We start from the raw sequence: 17,516 nt of genomic DNA on the forward strand, positions 1-17,516 counted from the left end.
ACTTCCTCGGGCCGTCCATGTCTGAGTGTTGTGAATGGCACCTAGACACGCCCCTTGTGGATAACTCCAGGTGCCATCTGGGCTACCTGGACAGGGTCCGGCGGGCACAAGTCCAGGTGTCACCCATGACCCCCAGACAATTCCGTCTCGTCCGGGTCCAACAGCGCGATGTCGGGCGAATACGGCATGTCCAACGGCACCGTCAACCGGTAGCTGTCGCTTTGCTTGGCGTGCCGATTGCCTTGCTTGACCCTCTGGATCAACCCCAGCTCCCGCAGATCGGAGAGCGCGCGTAAGACCGTCCGCCGCGACACCTGCATGACGATCTCGAGCCGATCGACCCCCGGCTCGACCCGCGTGCCGTCCGGATTCGCGTACGTCGACAGCATCAACGCCAGATATTTCGTACTCGACGGGATGCGCGCCCGGCGCACGATGCGTTCCCACTCGAACCGATCCACCCCCCGTAACCCGGCATGTACCGGTGCGCCGTCGTTGTCCGGACTCGCATGCACGGCACACCTCCAACTGCCCTACTCCTGGCCTCTGTGCCACCCGGGCACCTCCTTACGCAGCCGCTCGAGCTCGTCGAGCAGCGTGATCAACAGATCGGGATGCACTGCGCCGCAATAGGCCCCAGCCCGGCCACCGAGCAACGCCTCGACGTTGGCGGACCAGACACCCGGACCGCCCCCGTCGTACGGCCAGCCGGGCTCGTGGGTCTCGGCGAGCGTCCGGGCCGCCAGCTCGCGCAACTCGGCGATCTTCTCGCTGCGGATGCGATGGACTAGGGGCATACGACCCCCGGATATTCGTCCCACGTGCGGCCGTCGAGTTCGCGCCCGGCAGCCTTCTTGCCGACACGGCGCATGATCTGCCGGAAGCCCATGTCGTCCAGCGGTGGGCCGACCAGCTTCTCCGGATGCCGGAAGATGCCCATGCCCACGCCCACGGGAGCCCAGTCGCCCCACTGTTTGAAGAAGAACGGCACACCGGCCTGGCAGCATTGGTCACGCAGCGAGCGCGCCCAATCGGGATGCATCGGGCGGGCACCCGGGCCGGTCTCGCCCCCAGCAACTACCCAATCCACACGCCGTCGATCTGGGCACGAGAACGTACACATCCCACCCGGGAAGTCATGTGTTGGGCAGTGCGAGCGCCTGATATCGACCGGCCCGAGCAGCGGTTCGGCGCTGATCCACCGCACTGCGGCGGGAGTGTCGAGCAGCTGCGGAATGCGGATGTCGGCCCAGCGCTGCGACTCGACCGAGACGCCGAGCCAGACGTTCGGCAGCGGCCGGGGAAACCAGCGCGGGCCCTCCATCCAGTCGTACAACGGGTATGCCGCGCCCTCGGGCGGCTCGCCCATGCTGTCGAGCATGTCGGCGAACAGCCGCGCCCGTGGCGAGCTGTACACGGCGCGAACGGCTTCCGGTCCGCGCGGCAGCGGCGCGCCCTTCACGGTCTCGTCGCCGGTGTTGTCGTGCCAGCGCTTCAACCACGACCGCATCCGCGCGGGCCGCTTGGTGAGGGTCTGGAACGTGTGCTGTGGCGCCTGCGCCATCACTTCCCAGACCCGCGCGATGTAGCCGTCGGGTACGTCCTCGTGGAACAGGTCCGACATGCTGTTGACGAACACGCGGCGCGGCGACCGCCAGCGCAGTGGCTTGCCGAGCCGGTCGGGATGCAGCAGGACGCCGGTCGACGCACCGATCTGCGGCCCGTCGAATCGCCTGTGCGCCATGCGCATCGGCGGTGTCCGCTCGATGTAGCAGTGGTCACAGCCCTCGCTGATGCGCGTGCAGCCGGTGGTGGGGTTCCAGGTCTCCTCGGTCCATTCGATCGCCGTCATAACTGCCCCGGCTCTCGCAGGTCGGCCGGGCGGCGGGCGTTGCATCCCTGCGTGGCGTGTATCTGCTCGAACTCGGCGGCGATGCCGCGCAGGGCCTGCGCAGCGACGGCCAGGCACGGGGCGCGGTCGTCGACCTTGACGAAATTCTGAATCGTGCCCGGCCGGTCCGGATCTCGGGAGATCAGAATCCGGATACCGGCATAGGTGTACAGGTCATCTTCGAGCCGATCGGCTTCCGGGCCGGGACGCTGGTACGTCTTCGTGATGGGGATCGGCCCGCGCCTGCGTCGCTTGAACGGATTCATTGGCCCGCCTCGCTGTCGCTGTCACGGGTGGCCAGCAGATCGGCTAGCAGGCTCGGCAGGCTCTCGGCGGGCACGAGGACATCGCGGCGGCCGTTGATGTTTCGGGGACCGACGATGCCGCGCCCGTCCATCTCGTCGATCAGCCGGTTCGCCTTGGCGAAGCCGAGGCGAAGTTTGCGCTGCACCATCGACACCGAGGCGATCTGCGTCGACACCACCAGATCGACCGCTTGCATGAACAGCTCGTGTTCGGGGTCGGACTCGGGGCCGGCGGGCGGGTCCGGCTCGTGCAAGGCGGTTGCCGCGGCGACGATTTCGGGTAGGCGCCGATCCCATCCCTGCGCCCAGTCACGGGCGCGAAGGTCATCCGCGGGACGGATGCGGGGCATCAGCATGCCGAGGAACGATTCCCCGCAGCGCATCAACAATCCGCGAGAGGCGACGTGCGCCTCGATCTCGAGCGGCTCGCCGTAGGCGTTGGCCGCGGCCTTGAAGCGGGCGAGGAACTCGCCCCCAACCACCATGTCGGCGAGCAGCGTCGGGCCGGAACCGTGTTGCTCGGCAATCAGTTTCGGGACCACGCACAGGATGCCGGTATCGGCGGGTAGCCGCGGGACCTTCAGGGCGCGGCCGTCGAGCATGCCGGAACAGTCGGTGACGGTGACGTGCTCGGGCGCGATGTCCAAGCGCAGCATGTAGTCGGGTTCATCGGCGCCGCTGTCCTTGCCCGCCTTGAAGATCGCGAGGATCTTCTTCACGTCGTCGGGCAGAAGGTCCACCGCGCAGCCTTCGATGTCCTCGCCGTGCCAGATCGACACGATCGCCAGACCGGCAGTGAACCGGTCGGTCGCGGTGACCGTGATGTTCTCGGTATCGACCGCGAGCCGCACGCGGTGCACGCTCGGCATTTCGTCTTCAGTGCAGGCGTGCACGATGACTGCGGTCAGGGCGTGACGTAGGTCGGCGGTGCCGACGGTGATAGAGATGGCGATAGAGGTGCTCATTCGGGTTGGCCTTCGGGGGTGTTGGAGAGTCCGAGCACCGCACGCACGATGTGCTCGGCCTGCCGGAACTCGCTGTCGTCCTTGATGACTCGCGACTCATAGGCGGCGAGCACATTCGCCTTGCGCTGCTCGTCGACCAGTTCGCCGAGGCGGGCCTCGATGGCGAGCAGTACCCGGGCGGTGGCCTCGCTGGCGATCGGGATCGCCTGCTCGCTGCCGTACGGGTGCCGGAGCTTGCTCAGGACGCTTTCGGCGGCGGCGCGGTGGTTCTCGGCGTCGCTCATCAGTCCTCCCCGCAGTAGCAGTCGCCGTCATGAGCACCACAACCGGCGCACATGTCGTTCGCCTCGCGATAGGTCATTTCGGCGCAGTAGCACTCGCCCGCGGGGCAACCGCGAGGGCAGCTCATCGCGCACCGCCGGTGATCTGGTCGTACAGGCGCATCGCCCACTGGGCGTCACCCATCGCGGTGTGCCGCTCCTCGTCGGTCGGCGGCTCGACACCGCAGGCTCGCGACAGCACGTCGGATTTCCAGGGCAGAGTGAGCGGCATCGAGTCCACGTCGCAATCGATGGGCGCGTCCATGCATGCGAGGCTCGAATGCCCATGTGCGGCGAGCCCATACCGCCACCCGACCGCCAGGGTCTCGACGTCGATCAGGTGGTAATGCCACGCCGGGCACAGCCCGTGTCGGCGCAGCATCGCCGCCAACACCTCGGTGTCGAAATTCGGTACAGCGCCGACGATATGGGCATCGCGGGTCCACTGTTCGACCAGCCGGGCGGCCTCAGCTTCAGGGAGCAAGCGGAGCGAGTCGTCCGGTGCAGCCTTCGCCCTGTTCCATCCGTCGGCGTAGCACTCGTGCCGCTGGTGGAAGCGGCCGATCCGCAGCCCGATCAACTCGGCCCCGGACAGGTCTACGTCGCTCACCTGAATGAGGACCGATCGGTCACCGACGCCGTCGTCACGCCGAATCATGGCGACTTCCCACGCGCGCCGATCCGTATGCAGGCCGGTGGTTTCGCAATCAAGAAAGCAAAGGGGCGCGCTCATTTGAACTGGCCTTTCGTGTTGCGGGTACGCCCGAGATAAGCCGGGCGGCGATTGCGCGCCTGCTCGCTGGTCGTCGCCCAGCGGCAGTTATCGGGCGAGTACGGCCCGTCGTTGTCGACGCGATCGAGGCTGCGGCCCGCGGGTCGCTCGCCCATGTCGGCGACGAAGTTCCAGAAGTCATCCCGCCACCGCTGGCACACCTCGATTCCGCGACCGCCGTATCGCACGTACGCGTGATGAGTTGTGCGCAAACAGCGCCCGATCATGTCGAGGTAGGTGTCGTAGAGCGGATGCTTCGATTTGCCGCCGCGCCAGTTCGCGTTGCGCTCATCTGGTCGGGATGGTCGCGACTTCACCGAGCAGCTGTAGCCGCAGAACTTTTTGCGCTCGCTGGCGAACTTGACCGTGAAGCCCGTCCCGCAATGCGGGCACGCGCGACGAAGCGGACTTGCGTTGTCGAGGAAGACCAGAGGTGCGCTCATACCCGGACACCTGCGTTCGCCGTGACGACGCCGGATCGCACGGCGTCCTCGATCAACTCATCGAGATACTCACGCGCTGACGAGTCGAGTTGGTCGGGCGTGAACAATTCGCGGGCCTCGTCGGCGGTGAGACCGAGCGCCTTCCGGGCATACTCGGCGATGAGGCGGTCACCGCCCGGTGTCGACACTTCGAACGCGAGGCAACTGCCCAGCTCTGCGAAGATCGGTTGCGCGCCGTCGAGCACGGCGGTCCACCCGGCGATACATCCGGCCGTACCGCCAGCGCCTGCGTCGTCGCGGTAGAAAATCGTTTGGTCGTGCTGCGCAGGGTGGGCGTGCACATGCTCGCTCACCCGGCGGGCGAGATCGAGTTGTGCTGGCGTGGTGATCGGCACGGTCTCACTCCCCCGCATTCGGGACGCTAGTGGGGCCGAGGGCTTCGGCGACGGTGTCTCGGGCGTTGCTCTGCGCCTCGTCGGCGATCAGCACGCTGAGTTCGGCGAGGACGTCAGCGGCTTCGGCGTCAGTGAGCGCGTGCGGGCCGGGGATGTCGTCGCGCTTGAGGAAGGTGCGCAGGAAGAGAATCTTCTTGTCGTCGGTGTCCGCGCCGAGCTGGTCGAGCATCTGGGCGGCGTCGGCCCACCATCCTGGCGCGGCGTCTACCTGCGCAGTGTCTGGTTTTGCGCCCTCATTCGAGGCGGGCTCGTCGAGCGCGCCGGGCACCATCGCGGCGAGTTCGTTGGCGACGGTGCGGGCCTCGACGCCGGTCAGATCGGCGGCAGTGCCGATCATCCGGCCGAGCCGCTTGGACAGCCAAGCAAGTTTCTCGTCGACGGTGCGGCGGCCGTGCCGGTCGAGCTGCGCGCCGAGGCGGCGTTGCTCGGCGAGCGAGGACATGGTGTCCTCGTCGGCGGCCGGGGCGGGGTCGGTCTGCCTGCCTTCGGCGAGGACATCGGCAGCGTTCACCCGCTCGGCGGTGGCGTGCACCGGCGCGACCGGCGACCCGTCGGGGTTGATCGCCTGTACAGCGTCTTCGAGTTGGACGCCGGCGAAGTCGTCGGGGTACGCGCGCCGCCACGCCTGCGCCTCGGCGCATTTGGCGGTCTGGTTGGCGGGCATCTTGCGCCACATCGAGTTTGGTGAACCGTCGGCGTTGGTCTGGACGAATTCCGAGTACATCGCCACACCGACGTGCGCCTCGCCACCCCGGAAGATCGTGAACTTCGCTGCGGCAGGCGGGTTCTTGGGATCAAGCCAGACGTCTTGCCAGTCCCCTCCGTCGGCGGCCTTCCAATACGGGCCGTCGACGCGGATGACTTCGCCCTCGCGTTTGGCTGCCTCGCGACCGTTGCGGCGGAATCCATCGATGCCCGTTTGGATGGTCCACTTCATCACCCAGTCCTCGACCTGGCGACGCTGGCTTTCGTCCCAGTACTTCACCTTGGTCCGGCGGCCGATCATGTAGATCTGCTTGCGGAACGGGTCGAGCCCGGTGGTCTGGCAGACGTGATGGAACACCTGCAAGTCGCCCTCGGAGGCGTCCTCGATGCCGAGCTGACGCAGCGCGGCTACCTGCTGCGGGGTGAACTTGGTTTGGTCGGGTGCGAGCGCGATCTCCGACCGCACGGCGGCCCGGGTCACCGGCGGTGCGGATTGCTCGGCAACAGCGATTTCGGTGGTGGTCATCAGGCGTGGTCCTCTCGGTAAACCCATGCAGGCTGGGAGATTTCGTGAATGTCGTTGCCGTAGCCGGGCCAGTCGTCGGCGTCGCGGCAGCGGGCAAAGGTGTCGATGGCGCGCCGGTTACGGTCGCGACCGAGCGCAAGGAACTCGCGGGGCACGCGGTTGATCGACACCAGGTGCGGCGGTCGGCGGCCGACCGCGACGAGCAGGAAATCGGCGTCGACGTCGTTCTCGGCCAGGCCCTCGACGTACCAATCGTCTTGCTGGTGGTAATGGAATTTGCGGATGTCGGCCGAGAAAGTGCGCGGGTCGGCGAGCTCGCAGGTCTTCACGTCGAACGCGAGCGCCTTGCCCGACGACGGCGAGATGTAGAGGGCATCCACACGGAACCGCCGGCGGATGCGGGTCTCTGGGTCGAGGAACCAGCCCGACACCTCGCGGTCGCTCACCTCGAGCCGCGGCCCGATGACCGGGTGCAGGCGCACCTGATCGGCCATGGCGACCGCGTGGCGGTACTTCTTGGACAGCAAGGGGATCTCACCGGCGGCGCGGTGCTTGCGCCGCAATTCCTGCTCGGCCTTGCGGTTCCAGTTGTCGGCATGGATCTCGACCACGGGCGCACCGACACCGAGGGTCAGCGAGTGCACCGCGCTGCCGAACTCCATGGTCTCGTTGACCTCGTGCACGACAGGGTGCGTCCAGTCGTACCACCACTGTTCGGGCACCGTGTCGACGAGCTTTTTCGCCCCCGAGCACGACAGCGCGGTCAAATCACCGTGGTAGTCGCCCTCGTCGTACCCGTAGTACAAACCGGGCTCCGGCGCCGGTGCCGGTTCGGGCGCGCAGTGCCAGCACGCCTCGCGGTCGAGGTCGGTCACGTCGCAGATGTCGTTCACGCCAGCACCGGCCCGTCGACGAATTCCCATTCGATGTACTCGCCGTTGAAGTGGGTGCTGATCGGGCCTGCCACGCCGGGGGTGATCTCCGACTCGGCGAGCATCTCGGGCATCGGATCGATCGCGCCCCAACCGGCGTTATCGAAAAACGACGCCATCCAGCATTTTTCGTGTAGTACGAACGGGTGCTCGTGGTCGCCGCGTGTCCAGACCTCGCATTCGCAATCCGGGAAGCTGTGGCACTCCGCATCGCGGTCACCTCGGCAGGTGAACTCGATCTTCGGGGAATCGGCGGTGCCGGTGATCGCCACGAAATGCAGGTGCGGATCGACGCTCACGCGGGCACCGCCGATCCGATACCGGTGACGGTGCAGATGGCCTGTTCGACCTCGGGCCAGACGTGCCGCGTATAGCCGCCCCGGATATCCCGGATCACCGCCAGGGGTAGACCGGCAGCATCCGCGATGTCCTGGCGGCGCGCGCGCAACGCGCACAACCGTTCGATGTGCTCCCGTGATGCATCGGCAGGCACCATGCCCCGGGTGCACGGCTGGCATCGATCCCGCCCGGGGCGCTCGGTGAACTCGTGCCCGCATTGCGGGCACTCCAGCCGCTTCTTCGGAGCCTCTTCGACTTGCGGCCCGGAATACTTCTCCCACAATGCTTTCCGCTCGGCGCTACGGTCGAGGTGATGACCCGCCCACACGCCATGCGTCAAGCCGTGCCGGGCAGCCTCGGCGCCGCACGCCTCGAGAACGGGGCAGTCCCGGCAGATGTCGCGCGCTGCGTCGGCCGCACGGGGACTCGTACCGACGGGAAACCAGGTTTCCGGATCGAACGCAGGGTCCGCGCAATCAGCACCCATGCGCCAACTGAGGGGATCTGGCCCCTCGCCTCCGGCACCCGCCGTTACCTCAGCGGGTGCCGTTCTCGCCGGGCTCGCCGGTGCAGCGGACACTGCATCGGGGTTGTTGCGCTGCCGTTTGCATGCCGCGCTACAGCATCCGGCCATTCCCGTTTTCGCCGAGAGCGCGGTCAGCGGCAGCGGCCCACCGCACACGAAACAGCCGAAGCGTTTCGACGCGCTCTCGCCGAGGCCGAGCATCGCGAGTAGCCGGGACTCGTCGTCGGGATCTGTTGCGCGGCGCGCGATCTCGCGGCGCGCACGGGCCTCTGTCTCCGGGTCGATCTCGTCGACCTTCTCGACGGTGTTGTTCTGGAGGACCATCAGCCCACCCCCACCGCGTCGGCGAGCTCGACCGGGCCGACGGTCTCGGTTTCGACGACGATCGTTGTCGAGGTGAACGTCACGATCCGAGCTGCCTCGAATGCCCTTGCTACCCCGAGGTTTTCGGCATCGCCACGCAGGTTCCGCAAGGTCGCCTCGGCCGCATAGAGCGCCGACCACGCCAGGCACACACCCTCGCTCGTCACCAGTACGCGCGTGCCCGCTCCCGGCCAGCCGGGGTCATCGTTGTGCAATCGCCCGTCGGGCAGCCGGATCGCATACCACTGCTCGGTCTCGGTCAGGGCGTCGCTCATCGCTGAGCCCCTTCGTCAGCGGCGGCGCGCGCCGCCCTGTATTCCGCGGCCGCAGCTTTGACCTCGGCGACGCTCGCCTCGTACGCATCTCGGTCGGCGACGCACCACACCACGACTTCCGTGATGTTCCGTGCCGAGCACTCGCCGGAATACTCGACAAGCCCGGGGCTGACCGGGTCGGACACCCGAGTCAGGTTGAGTTCTGCCGCCCACGCCGCGACCGCATCGGGGTCGCCGTCCTCGGCGAGGCCGTGCAGGCTCCAATCCCGGTAATCCTTGGCGTACTGCGTCCACCACAACGGAGGCAGTGAGGGCGCAAGCCCGTTCATGTAGCTCGAGATGGCCCTCGACACAGCCCTGTCGAGATCGCGGTGCTTGATCTCGATCATCGGTCGGCCCCGTCCAGCGCGGCGGCCACGGGCAGCGGGCACGTCGGTGCCGGGCCGTCGGCGGCGACGGGCGCGAACGCGGCGAGGATCTCCTCGACCTGGTCGGCGAACTCGGCCTGGTTCGCCCAGCGCAGCATGCGGGCCAGCACCTCGAGGCGGCCCGCCAGATCGGCCGGCGGGGCAATCGCACCACGCGAGGCGAGGCTCACGCCGAGCGAGATGTACAGCGCCCGCGCGTCGGGGGTAGTCAGGTACAACTGTGCGGCCGGACTGAGCCGCATCAGGTGCTGGTTGTGGTCGGCATCCCAGACCACGCCGAACACGGTGTGCTCGTGCAATTGTGTGGTCTGAGCGAGGAATGAACTCATCGGATATGCTCCTGTGCTGTGTTGTAGAGCGCACCGCCGAGTTAGGCCCTCGGCGGTGCGTGTTGGGTTCAAGGGGTGTTGGACGCGACGCCCGGCGCGAGGTCGGACTCACCCGTGCCGGGCGTCGTGGTCTCCTGGTCACTGCCAGGGGACGAATAGGGGGCGGGCCGCAGTCGCCCGCTCATGAACATCACGCCGAGGACGAACCCGGCGGCGGTCCACGAGCCGAACGCGACGATCAGGAACAGCCAGCCGCTCATATCGCGGCCCCGCTGATCAAGGTCATCAGCACGATCCACGCGGCGATGCCGAGCATGATCAGCACCACGACGAGCAGGTCGTGCACGAGTCCGCTGTGCGGCCGATGCCAATGCAGCCCAGGGGTTTTCACGGTCGGCCTCCGTCGGCGAGAAGGGCGGCGAGCCCACCGGCACCGAGCATGCCGAGGATGATCAGGGCGGCGAGCGCGATCATGACCGTCCCGACCTCTCGGCCCAGCGGCGGGCACTGCGGTCGTTCATCCGCCCGTCGCGCAACGCCGATGGCGCGCGGCCCGCGAGCACGTCGTCGAAATGCCTCGGCGACTCGAACCCGAATGCGCGGGCGAACATTTCGATGTCGTAGTCCGACACCGGGCGATGGCTCTCGTACTGGCTCACGTGCTGGTTCTCACGCCTCTTGGCGCGGCCACCGGCGCTCACGCCGCACCCCGAACAACGGCCGCTTCACGGCGCGCCTGCTCGCGGTCGGCGCGGCCGTAGCCGCGTATCAAGAGCACGACCTCGTCCATGTCGTCGGGCCCGAAGCGGTCGAGCTGCTGCTTCAGCCAATCCGAATCGATCGTCATGACGCTGCTCGAACTTGCTTGGGGGGCATGAACTCATCGGGAGTGACGCCGAGTACGTCCGCGATCTTCTCGATGTCGGTCAGCGACAGGGGGTATAGGGCGCGCAGTTTCCGGCTCAGCGTCGCGTCGGGTATCCCGGTCTCGATGCTGACCTGTAGTCCGGTCTTGCCTGCATCGTCAATGGCGGTGCGGACCCGTGCCGTGACCTCTTCCGCCCAAGTCTGCGGTGTCTTCATATGGCGACTCTATCGCCATATGAAGACATCAGCAACCGTTCAGCGGTCACGAGGACATCTCGTTCGAACTAGTGTCCTGTTGCTGGCGTCTCCAAATGAAACCTAAACTGACGGGTTATGGCGACGAATGCACGCGAGACGGGGTGGCTCACCGAAGCCGTCGCGGCAGAGATCCGAGCGCTGCTCGGGTATCGGAAGATGAAACAAATCGATCTGAGCCGTGCTACCGGCATCCACAAGGCCACCCTGTCGGCGATGTTGCGCGCCCGGGCGGCGATCGATATCGAGCAGCTCGCCGCCATGGCCGACGCGCTCGACGTCGACCCTGGCGAGATCATGCGAAAGGCGAGGGCTCACCAACCGCCGGCGAACGAACAGCCCGCCGGGACGGAATCCGTCGCCTCTCTGGCGAAGGCCGGGGGCGACAAGTGGCAGGCCGGACCGCCCGACGAGGAAGATCTGCGAATCTCGGAGGCCGATGACGACGCCTCGTAGGGCACGTGTATTCGCTGGACGTATCGCCCTCGAGCGTTTCGCCGCCACTGCGGCCCACGCCTATCGACCCACGCCCACCCTGCTGCCTCGCGCAATAGATCCATTTCCGCATCGCTCAGGCCACACCGCGGGGTCACATAGGGGCGGTCCCCGACGAGGGCTATCACCCCGATCGTCGCGCGGCCGTCGCGAACCGACACCCTCCCTCTCGGAGTCTTGAAAACGACCCCTATCGCGCTCAGGCTGAAATCGATTGCCGAACCGCTGGTATACGCATGTTCATCCATTCGGGTGCTCTCCCATTCGCCGCGCCCGCTTGCGGCAAAGCCCCGACTAGCCCCGCTCGTGCTCGGTGTTCCTTCAGCTTCTGAGCTCCCGCGTCCACGTGGCAATCCGGCATTCGGAAAGCTCCCACACGTAACCGACCAGGTGTCGCCGCGTGGACGCGGGGGCGCGTGCCTCACTTCTGGACACGCTCTGAGCCCGCGCACGGCCACAGCGTGACCGTGTCGTGACCCTTCAGTTATCAACCGGCCCTTGGTAGTTCACGTATCAACTGACCGGTTCATGCGATAGTAATCCTCAAGGTCCGATGGTCCAAGGAGTTCGGAGGGATCGCCTCCGAAATATTCCAACAGCAACCGCTCAGACCGTTCGGCAAATCACTGGCAAGCCAACGGCGTTCGGCGCACATGCGCCACCATAGAGCGCGAAACCATTGCTAAACAGGACATTCGGTACCCGCTGCTGATTGATAGCGAGAATGCCTGTGTCCAGCATTCGAACGACACGCCGTGATCGCCAGCAAACCCCACGGCATCTCACACAGAACCAACCGCACGGTTCTGTTGCGGGGCAAGGGATCTCGCGGGATAGACCTGCACCCCCACCTCGCTGTACCTTCCCCGGCGCTCGACGGGAACGATCCGAACATCGAATCCGCGGCGGATGATCTCCCGCTTGCGCTGCAAGGTGAAGCGGTCCGAAGCCCACAGTTCCCGGATATCTTCGCGTGCCGCCTCGATCAAGACGGGGTCGGCCGCCTGCGTCATCGCGTCGACGCGAGCGTTCGCCGCTCGGATGTCCGCCTCCAACTCCTCGACGTAGACGGCGACCGATTCAGCCGACATCCGCGTCCGGGCCGCATTTTTCACGTACGCGTTGATCTCCTCGCGCAGGTTCTTGATCGCGGACAACTCGGACTCGATCGACTCCGTCTCCGACTCGTCTTGCGCGAGCAGCTTCGTCCGAGTCGACGGCCGCTCGAGCAGCGACAGCAACACCTCTTCCACGTGCGCATCCACCCGGACCATGTTCCGAGCAACGTGGTTGTACTCCGCGCATATGTACCGGTCACCGTGACGCTGTTTGTTCGTCGGCCCTTTGTGGTCGATCTTTCCTTGCTTCCCCAACTCCAGACACGAATTGCACCGCGCGATGCTGGTGAGCAGATACTTCGGCTCGGTGCCGCGCGTCTCGACGACCACCTCACTGCACAGGCGCCGCCGCAACAACGGATACAGCTCCCGGTCCAGCACCGCCGGCCACTGCCCCTCGCCCAGTTCCTCGCCGTAGTGGGCATAGATGCCGAACAGCGTGGGGTTCGTGAGGATGCGCTTCACGTCCGGGCCGCGGAACGCGCCACCACCGCTCGCCCTCCACTGGTCTTCGAACAGCCTGCCCACCGCACGCGGTGTCTTGTTCTCGTCGAGGATCAGCCGCGCGGCCTCGTTGAGAATGCGCGCCTGCACCGGATCGATCTCGCGCCGTACCGGTTTGCCGGTTCGGTCGTCGCGCACGATGCGCAATCCGGGCGACTTCTTGCCGTGCGGCAAACGCGCATCCTGGTTGGCGGACAATGCGCGGATGACGCGCTTGCGGGTCTTGCCCGCCTGCTTCGCCCCGTCGAGGATGTCTTGCCACACCCGCGCACGATCGTCGTCGTCGTTCATGTCGTAGAGACGGCCGTCGTAGTACAACGGCACGTCACGCTCGGCGAGCACGTCGCAGAACGGTCCGAACTCGACCGGGTCGCGGGTGATGCGCGACGGCTCCCACACCACCAGAACCTGCCCTGGCTTCAGCACAGTGGGCAGCCGCTGGAAGTCCGGCCGCTCACGCTTCGAGTGCCTCGACGCGCCGCGGTCGTTGTCCTCAAGGACGTGCAGAACCTGCCATTCCTCGTACTTGCAGTCCTCGGTGCAGCCGTTGATCTGTTCTCGGCACGACCGCCCGCCCGCGTCGTCCTTCGATACGCGGGCGTAAATCACGGCTCCGGTGATGATGCGGGCTTTCGCGGCGGCCGACCGGCGTGCAAGGGTCATGCAGGAAGTTTAACCCCCCGGCTAAATAAATGTTGGCTGGGAGAAATTCGCGCGGTACTTCGACGTCGAGATCCGACAGGTCCCGCTCAGCGGTGACCGGCTGACGTTGCATCCGGACGAGGTCGCCGCGCACTGTGACGAGCGCACCATCATGGTGGTGCCGACCTTCGGGCAGACCTTCACCGGCCTGTACGAGGACGTCGCCGGGATCAGCCGCGCGCTGGACCGGGTGCAGGAGGTGAGCGGCCTGGACATCCCGATCCACGTGGACGCCGCGAGCGGCGGGTTCCTGGCCCCGTTCACCGCGCCCGACCTGGTCTGGGATTTCCGGCTGCCGCGGGTGAAATCGATCAACGCCTCCGGGCACAAGACCGGATTGGCCCCGTTGGGCGCGGGTTGGGCGATCTGGCGCGAGGCCGCCGATCTGCCCGCCGAGCTCATCTTCGATGTGGATTATCTGGGCGGCAGCGTCGGCACTTTCAATCTCAATTTCTCCAGGCCTGGCGGACAGGCGATCACCCAGTACTACGAATTCATCCGGCTCGGCCGCACCGGCTACACACGGGTGCAGTCCGCCGGCTATCACGCGGCCCGGAAACTGGCCGCAGGCCTGCGCGAGTTCGGCATGTTCGAGCCGATCCACGACGGCGACCCGCGGCACGGGATCACCGCGGTGTCGTGGCGGCTGACCGGCGACCCGGGCTTCAACCTCTACGACCTGTCGGATCGGCTGCGCAGTCGCGGCTGGTTGATCGCCGCCTACCCGTTGCCCGCGCATCGGGAGAACGAGATCATCATGCGGGCGGTGATCCGGCACGGCTTCACCGTCGACATGGCCGAACTACTGCTCGCCGACTTCGACCGCTGCGTGAAACAGCTTGCCCGGCATCCGTTCTCGACCTCACTCACCCGCCGGGAAGCCGGCGGGTTCACCCACAGTGCCACGGCGCAGGTGCCGGACCCGAAACCGAACACGCACTGAGCCTTTCGCGCGTCGCCGCCCGCTTTACGCCATGACGGACGGCGACGCCGGTGCGTTACGCCGCGCGTGCGATCGCGGGCGACTCCCACCGATAGACGGCACCTACGGCGCCGTGGAACAGCGCGAGATCGACGGCGTCGAGCATGGCCTGGCGTGGGCCGGAGCGCTCCAGTTGGGCGGCCGAAACCGCAAGGCGCAGTAGCCCACCGCGGCGGGCGGTGCGGGCAGCGCCCATCACCAGCGCGCGGCACCACCACGGTTCGGCGCGGAAACCCTCGCCGATGCCGTACACCCGGACCTTCTGCGCCACATTGCTTTCCAGATCCAGGATGGAGGTCAGGCCCAGCGCGACGCGAAAGCCGAGTTCCGGCAGCACCTCGAGGGCGCCGACCGAGGCGTCCCAGCGCGGCGCCGCGAACAGACGGGTACGCAGCTCCACCTGCTCCATCACCCGGTCCGCCGCGGTGAGCCGCAACTTCGCCTCGTGCCGTGGCAGCGTGGCGAATTCGGCCCGGCGGCGCTTGGTCGCCGCCTGGTCGTAGCCGTGCAGCACGATGGCGTCGCCGCGGGCCCGCCTGCCGCGCAGCCAGGCCTGCGTCGCGGGGTCCTCGGTCAGGCGATACTTGCCCTTCAGCCGAGGCGCCACAAGCAGCGAGAGCGGCACACCGCGCTGGTCCATCGACGCGGCGAACTCGATCGCCGCGTCCCGGGTGGTGTCCCTGATGCCGGAGATCGAGACGATCAGCTCAGCGTTCATGAACCTACGATGCCAGTGGCAGATGTATTCGACGTGCAGGTCGGGTGACCGCGCGACGAACAGCACCGGGCGAGGTCGCTACCTGCGGCGCGGCCGATCCGGCGGCCGCACCGCGCGCGATCACGCGCCGGCGAGACCGACCCGGTCCAGCACCCAGGCGTACTCGAAGGCGACTTCCTTCCACTTCTCGTACCGGCCGCTGACACCGCCGTGGCCCGCGCTCATCTCCGTCTTGAGCAGCAACTGCGCGTCACCGGTCTTGGTCGCCCTGAGTTTGGCGACCCATTTGGCCGGTTCGACGTAGAGCACGCGCGTGTCGTTGATGCTGGTGATGGCGAGGATGGCCGGGTAGTCCTTGGCCTCGATGTTCTCGTAGGGCGCGTACGACTTCATGTAGTCGTAGACGTCCTTGTCCGCCAACGGGTTACCCCACTCGTCCCATTCGATGACGGTCAGCGGCAGCGACGGGTCCAGGATCGAGGTGAGCGGGTCCACGAACGGGACGTTCGCCAGGATGCCCGTGAACAGCTCGGGGGCCAGGTTCGCGACCGCGCCCATCAGCAGGCCACCCGCGCTGCCGCCGTCGGCGATCAGCCGATCCGCGGCGGTGACGCCGGTGTCGATCAAATGCCGGGCGCACGAGACGAAATCGGTGAAGGTGTTCTTCTTGGTGAGCGTCTTGCCGTTCTCGTACCAGAGCCGGCCCATCTCGCCGCCGCCGCGGACGTGCGCGACGGCGAACACCATGCCGCGGTCCAGCAGGGACAGGCGCGAGACCGAGAAGGACGGATCCATGCTCGCCTCATAGGAGCCGTATCCGTAGAGCAGCAACGGCTTCGGTGCGTCCATCGGGACGCCCCGCTTCCAGACCAGCGAGATCGGGATCCGGGTGCCGTCCGCGGCGACCGCCCAATCACGATGCTGCTCATAGTCGTTGGCGTCGTACCCGCCGAGCACCGGCTGTTCCTTGCGCAGCAGCAGCTCGCCCGTGGCCGGCACGTAGTCGAACACCTGCACCGGGGTGATGAACGAGCTCAGTCCGATGCGCAAGGTCGGTTGTGCCCATTCTGGATTCGCGCCCGCGCCGACGGAGAACAGCTCGAGGTCGAAGTCGAGTTCCTTGCGCTCGCCGTAGCCGGTCTCGGTGAGCGGCCAAACCGTCACTCGGGTGAGCGCCTCGCGCCGGTAGCTCAGCACCAGGTGATCGGCGAACGCGTCGACGTCCTCGAGCCGCACGTCGTCGCGGTGCCCGATCAGCAGGGTCAGGTTCGACGGGTCGGCCACCGGTGCGTCGGCGAGCACGAAGTTCTCCGCCTTCACGCCGTCCACCACGTCGTTGTGCAGGATCAGGAATCGGTCCTCGCCGGCCACCACCGCGTGCTCGGCCGAATATTCGACCCCCTCGCGGCGCGGCAGGATCACCCGGAACTCGCCCTCGGGGTTGTCGGACTCGAGCACCCAGCCCTCGGTGGTGATCTTGGAGCCGACCCAGATCATCAGGTACTTCTCCGAGCGCGTGGAAACCACGCTCACCCAGTACCGCTCGTCCGGCTCGTGGAACACCTTGACGTCGGTGTCCGGCGCGGTGCCGAGCCGGTGCCGCCACACGGTGTCGGGCCGCCACGATTCGTCGACCGTCTGATAGAAGACGTGCGTGCCGTCCAGCGACCAGGTCGCGCCCGGTGCGGTCTCGGCGACCTCGTCGGGCAGCAGCTCACCGGTGCGCAGGTCCTTGAAGCGCAGCACGTATCGCTCGTCCCCGTTGGTGTCCACGGAGTAGGCGAGCAGATTGCCGTCGTGGCTGATCGAGTACGCGCCGAGCGCGAAGAAGTCGTGGCCCTCGGCCAGCACGTTGCTGTCCAGCAGGATCTGCTCGCCCGGCACCTCGGTGCCGGCCTCGAGCTGCGGCGGGGTCCACGCGTCGATCCCGTCGGCGTCGGCCGCGATCGGACAACGGCAGTGCACGCCGTACTGCTTGCCTTCGAAGCTGCGCGAGTAGTACCAGTAGTCGCCCATCCGGGTCGGCACCGACAGGTCCGTCTCCTGGGTCCGCGACTTGATCTCGTCGAAAATGCTGTCGCGCAACCCGGCCAGGTGCGCGGTCTGTGCCTCGGTGTAGGCGTTCTCGGCTTCGAGGTAGGCGATGACCTCCGGGTTCTCCTTGTCCCGTAGCCATTCGTATTCGTCGACGAACACGTCGCCGTGGTGCACGCGTTCGGCGGGCACCGTCTTGGCGATCGGCGCGGCCACCCCGCCCAGGTCTGAGATCGTTCCGGTACCACTGTCGAGAGCCATGCGCTC

At 66.9% G+C, this 17,516-nt stretch carries 26 protein-coding genes; 2 read left to right on the forward strand and 24 right to left on the reverse strand.

Translation table 11 applies throughout. From position 1 onward, the window contains the following. Positions 1 to 119: 119 nt before the first annotated feature. The 21 genes from NBRGI_RS24405 to NBRGI_RS24510 form a co-directional block, all read right to left on the reverse strand. Positions 120 to 515, reverse strand: coding sequence for a helix-turn-helix domain-containing protein (locus tag NBRGI_RS24405; RefSeq protein WP_148310935.1), 396 nt, complete (start codon positions 513 to 515; stop codon positions 120 to 122). A gap of 18 nt (positions 516 to 533) precedes the next feature. After that, positions 534 to 797, reverse strand: coding sequence for a hypothetical protein (locus tag NBRGI_RS24410; RefSeq protein WP_029899551.1), 264 nt, complete (start codon positions 795 to 797; stop codon positions 534 to 536). Then, positions 788 to 1,852 carry a phage Gp37/Gp68 family protein gene (locus tag NBRGI_RS24415; protein WP_029899552.1) on the reverse strand — a complete coding sequence of 355 codons (1,065 nt, stop codon included), beginning with the start codon at positions 1,850 to 1,852 and terminating at the stop codon, positions 788 to 790. The genes NBRGI_RS24410 and NBRGI_RS24415 overlap by 10 nt, the downstream gene beginning before the upstream one ends. Next, entirely contained in the window at positions 1,849 to 2,157 is a 309-nt protein-coding gene (locus tag NBRGI_RS24420) for a hypothetical protein (protein ID WP_029899553.1), read from the reverse strand. Before NBRGI_RS24420 ends, NBRGI_RS24415 begins: the two co-directional genes overlap by 4 nt. Next, complete coding sequence (locus NBRGI_RS49955) at positions 2,154 to 3,161, reverse strand: DNA translocase FtsK (RefSeq protein ID WP_029899554.1); 1,008 nt, start codon at positions 3,159 to 3,161, stop codon at positions 2,154 to 2,156. The genes NBRGI_RS24420 and NBRGI_RS49955 overlap by 4 nt, the downstream gene beginning before the upstream one ends. Continuing rightward, positions 3,158 to 3,445 carry a hypothetical protein gene (locus NBRGI_RS24430; protein WP_029899555.1) on the reverse strand — a complete coding sequence of 96 codons (288 nt, stop codon included), beginning with the start codon at positions 3,443 to 3,445 and terminating at the stop codon, positions 3,158 to 3,160. The genes NBRGI_RS49955 and NBRGI_RS24430 overlap by 4 nt, the downstream gene beginning before the upstream one ends. A gap of 121 nt (positions 3,446 to 3,566) precedes the next feature. Continuing rightward, positions 3,567 to 4,139: a hypothetical protein gene (locus tag NBRGI_RS24435; protein WP_051728002.1), complete on the reverse strand. Its 573-nt coding sequence runs from the start codon at positions 4,137 to 4,139 to the stop codon at positions 3,567 to 3,569. A 71-nt stretch (positions 4,140 to 4,210) separates the two neighbouring features. After that, complete coding sequence (locus NBRGI_RS45395) at positions 4,211 to 4,696, reverse strand: hypothetical protein (protein WP_051728003.1); 486 nt, start codon at positions 4,694 to 4,696, stop codon at positions 4,211 to 4,213. Next, positions 4,693 to 5,091 (reverse strand): hypothetical protein, encoded by a 399-nt coding sequence (locus NBRGI_RS24445; protein ID WP_148310936.1) that lies wholly within the window; start codon positions 5,089 to 5,091, stop codon positions 4,693 to 4,695. Before NBRGI_RS24445 ends, NBRGI_RS45395 begins: the two co-directional genes overlap by 4 nt. 4 nt (positions 5,092 to 5,095) lie before the next feature. Continuing rightward, complete coding sequence (locus NBRGI_RS45400; protein WP_051728004.1) at positions 5,096 to 6,382, reverse strand: recombinase RecT; 1,287 nt, start codon at positions 6,380 to 6,382, stop codon at positions 5,096 to 5,098. Beyond that, positions 6,382 to 7,275, reverse strand: coding sequence for a PD-(D/E)XK nuclease-like domain-containing protein (locus NBRGI_RS24455; protein WP_051728005.1), 894 nt, complete (start codon positions 7,273 to 7,275; stop codon positions 6,382 to 6,384). The genes NBRGI_RS45400 and NBRGI_RS24455 overlap by 1 nt, the downstream gene beginning before the upstream one ends. Next, positions 7,272 to 7,613 carry a hypothetical protein gene (locus NBRGI_RS24460; RefSeq protein ID WP_029899561.1) on the reverse strand — a complete coding sequence of 114 codons (342 nt, stop codon included), beginning with the start codon at positions 7,611 to 7,613 and terminating at the stop codon, positions 7,272 to 7,274. The genes NBRGI_RS24455 and NBRGI_RS24460 overlap by 4 nt, the downstream gene beginning before the upstream one ends. Next, on the reverse strand, positions 7,610 to 8,503 hold the full coding sequence (locus tag NBRGI_RS44190; protein ID WP_036560609.1) for a WhiB family transcriptional regulator: 894 nt from the start codon (positions 8,501 to 8,503) through the stop codon (positions 7,610 to 7,612). The genes NBRGI_RS24460 and NBRGI_RS44190 overlap by 4 nt, the downstream gene beginning before the upstream one ends. Then, positions 8,503 to 8,817 (reverse strand): hypothetical protein, encoded by a 315-nt coding sequence (locus NBRGI_RS24470; protein ID WP_029899563.1) that lies wholly within the window; start codon positions 8,815 to 8,817, stop codon positions 8,503 to 8,505. Before NBRGI_RS24470 ends, NBRGI_RS44190 begins: the two co-directional genes overlap by 1 nt. Further along, entirely contained in the window at positions 8,814 to 9,206 is a 393-nt protein-coding gene (locus NBRGI_RS24475; RefSeq protein ID WP_029899564.1) for a hypothetical protein, read from the reverse strand. Before NBRGI_RS24475 ends, NBRGI_RS24470 begins: the two co-directional genes overlap by 4 nt. After that, positions 9,203 to 9,574, reverse strand: coding sequence for a hypothetical protein (locus NBRGI_RS24480; protein WP_148310937.1), 372 nt, complete (start codon positions 9,572 to 9,574; stop codon positions 9,203 to 9,205). The genes NBRGI_RS24475 and NBRGI_RS24480 overlap by 4 nt, the downstream gene beginning before the upstream one ends. Positions 9,575 to 9,642: 68 nt before the next feature. After that, on the reverse strand, positions 9,643 to 9,834 hold the full coding sequence (locus NBRGI_RS24485) for a hypothetical protein (protein WP_029899566.1): 192 nt from the start codon (positions 9,832 to 9,834) through the stop codon (positions 9,643 to 9,645). Then, complete coding sequence (locus NBRGI_RS49675; RefSeq protein WP_268808426.1) at positions 9,831 to 9,965, reverse strand: hypothetical protein; 135 nt, start codon at positions 9,963 to 9,965, stop codon at positions 9,831 to 9,833. The genes NBRGI_RS24485 and NBRGI_RS49675 overlap by 4 nt, the downstream gene beginning before the upstream one ends. Positions 9,966 to 10,044: 79 nt before the next feature. Continuing rightward, entirely contained in the window at positions 10,045 to 10,233 is a 189-nt protein-coding gene (locus NBRGI_RS24500; RefSeq protein WP_148310938.1) for a hypothetical protein, read from the reverse strand. A 38-nt stretch (positions 10,234 to 10,271) separates the two neighbouring features. Further along, a complete protein-coding gene (locus tag NBRGI_RS48205; protein WP_158439921.1) occupies positions 10,272 to 10,421 on the reverse strand; it encodes a hypothetical protein in 150 nt (49 codons plus the stop codon). Beyond that, entirely contained in the window at positions 10,418 to 10,657 is a 240-nt protein-coding gene (locus NBRGI_RS24510; protein ID WP_029899568.1) for a helix-turn-helix domain-containing protein, read from the reverse strand. Before NBRGI_RS24510 ends, NBRGI_RS48205 begins: the two co-directional genes overlap by 4 nt. A 117-nt stretch (positions 10,658 to 10,774) precedes the next feature. Here NBRGI_RS24510 and NBRGI_RS24515 point away from each other — a divergent pair, with 117 nt between their 5' ends. Next, complete coding sequence (locus NBRGI_RS24515) at positions 10,775 to 11,152, forward strand: helix-turn-helix domain-containing protein (RefSeq protein ID WP_029899569.1); 378 nt, start codon at positions 10,775 to 10,777, stop codon at positions 11,150 to 11,152. 821 nt (positions 11,153 to 11,973) lie between these two features. Here the strand turns inward: NBRGI_RS24515 and NBRGI_RS45405 are convergent. Next, a complete protein-coding gene (locus NBRGI_RS45405) occupies positions 11,974 to 13,476 on the reverse strand; it encodes a recombinase family protein (RefSeq protein ID WP_051728006.1) in 1,503 nt (500 codons plus the stop codon). Between the two features lie 25 nt (positions 13,477 to 13,501). Between NBRGI_RS45405 and NBRGI_RS44195 the strand changes: the two genes are divergently transcribed. Beyond that, the gene (locus tag NBRGI_RS44195; protein ID WP_268808427.1) at positions 13,502 to 14,458 is read left to right on the forward strand and encodes a pyridoxal-dependent decarboxylase; all 957 of its coding nucleotides are present in this window, start codon (positions 13,502 to 13,504) and stop codon (positions 14,456 to 14,458) included. A gap of 55 nt (positions 14,459 to 14,513) precedes the next feature. Here the strand turns inward: NBRGI_RS44195 and NBRGI_RS24530 are convergent, their stop codons facing one another. Both NBRGI_RS24530 and NBRGI_RS24535 read right to left on the reverse strand, forming a co-directional pair. Beyond that, on the reverse strand, positions 14,514 to 15,215 hold the full coding sequence (locus NBRGI_RS24530) for a DUF2334 domain-containing protein (RefSeq protein ID WP_029899571.1): 702 nt from the start codon (positions 15,213 to 15,215) through the stop codon (positions 14,514 to 14,516). 120 nt (positions 15,216 to 15,335) lie between these two features. Beyond that, positions 15,336 to 17,510, reverse strand: a complete 2,175-nt coding sequence (locus tag NBRGI_RS24535) for a S9 family peptidase (RefSeq protein ID WP_051728007.1) — start codon at positions 17,508 to 17,510, stop codon at positions 15,336 to 15,338. Between the last annotated feature and the right edge of the window lie 6 nt (positions 17,511 to 17,516).

It is taken from the genome of Nocardia brasiliensis IFM 10847 (assembly GCF_000710915.1).
GTDB classification, from domain to species: domain Bacteria; phylum Actinomycetota; class Actinomycetes; order Mycobacteriales; family Mycobacteriaceae; genus Nocardia; species Nocardia brasiliensis_A.

Coding starts and splice junctions, on each gene's coding strand:
- NBRGI_RS24480 (WP_148310937.1), bottom strand. CDS start 9,574: ATGAGTTCATTCCTCGCTCAGACCACACAATTGCACGAGCACACCGTG.
- NBRGI_RS48205 (WP_158439921.1), bottom strand. CDS start 10,421: ATGACGATCGATTCGGATTGGCTGAAGCAGCAGCTCGACCGCTTCGGG.
- NBRGI_RS24485 (WP_029899566.1), bottom strand. CDS start 9,834: ATGAGCGGCTGGCTGTTCCTGATCGTCGCGTTCGGCTCGTGGACCGCC.
- NBRGI_RS24430 (WP_029899555.1), bottom strand. CDS start 3,445: ATGAGCGACGCCGAGAACCACCGCGCCGCCGCCGAAAGCGTCCTGAGC.
- NBRGI_RS49955 (WP_029899554.1), bottom strand. CDS start 3,161: ATGAGCACCTCTATCGCCATCTCTATCACCGTCGGCACCGCCGACCTA.
- NBRGI_RS24420 (WP_029899553.1), bottom strand. CDS start 2,157: ATGAATCCGTTCAAGCGACGCAGGCGCGGGCCGATCCCCATCACGAAG.
- NBRGI_RS24410 (WP_029899551.1), bottom strand. CDS start 797: ATGCCCCTAGTCCATCGCATCCGCAGCGAGAAGATCGCCGAGTTGCGC.
- NBRGI_RS44190 (WP_036560609.1), bottom strand. CDS start 8,503: ATGGTCCTCCAGAACAACACCGTCGAGAAGGTCGACGAGATCGACCCG.
- NBRGI_RS45405 (WP_051728006.1), bottom strand. CDS start 13,476: ATGACCCTTGCACGCCGGTCGGCCGCCGCGAAAGCCCGCATCATCACC.
- NBRGI_RS24535 (WP_051728007.1), bottom strand. CDS start 17,510: ATGGCTCTCGACAGTGGTACCGGAACGATCTCAGACCTGGGCGGGGTG.
- NBRGI_RS45400 (WP_051728004.1), bottom strand. CDS start 6,382: ATGACCACCACCGAAATCGCTGTTGCCGAGCAATCCGCACCGCCGGTG.
- NBRGI_RS45395 (WP_051728003.1), bottom strand. CDS start 4,696: ATGAGCGCACCTCTGGTCTTCCTCGACAACGCAAGTCCGCTTCGTCGC.
- NBRGI_RS24530 (WP_029899571.1), bottom strand. CDS start 15,215: ATGAACGCTGAGCTGATCGTCTCGATCTCCGGCATCAGGGACACCACC.
- NBRGI_RS24515 (WP_029899569.1), top strand. CDS start 10,775: ATGGCGACGAATGCACGCGAGACGGGGTGGCTCACCGAAGCCGTCGCG.
- NBRGI_RS24510 (WP_029899568.1), bottom strand. CDS start 10,657: ATGAAGACACCGCAGACTTGGGCGGAAGAGGTCACGGCACGGGTCCGC.
- NBRGI_RS24475 (WP_029899564.1), bottom strand. CDS start 9,206: ATGATCGAGATCAAGCACCGCGATCTCGACAGGGCTGTGTCGAGGGCC.
- NBRGI_RS24415 (WP_029899552.1), bottom strand. CDS start 1,852: ATGACGGCGATCGAATGGACCGAGGAGACCTGGAACCCCACCACCGGC.
- NBRGI_RS24435 (WP_051728002.1), bottom strand. CDS start 4,139: ATGATTCGGCGTGACGACGGCGTCGGTGACCGATCGGTCCTCATTCAG.
- NBRGI_RS24470 (WP_029899563.1), bottom strand. CDS start 8,817: ATGAGCGACGCCCTGACCGAGACCGAGCAGTGGTATGCGATCCGGCTG.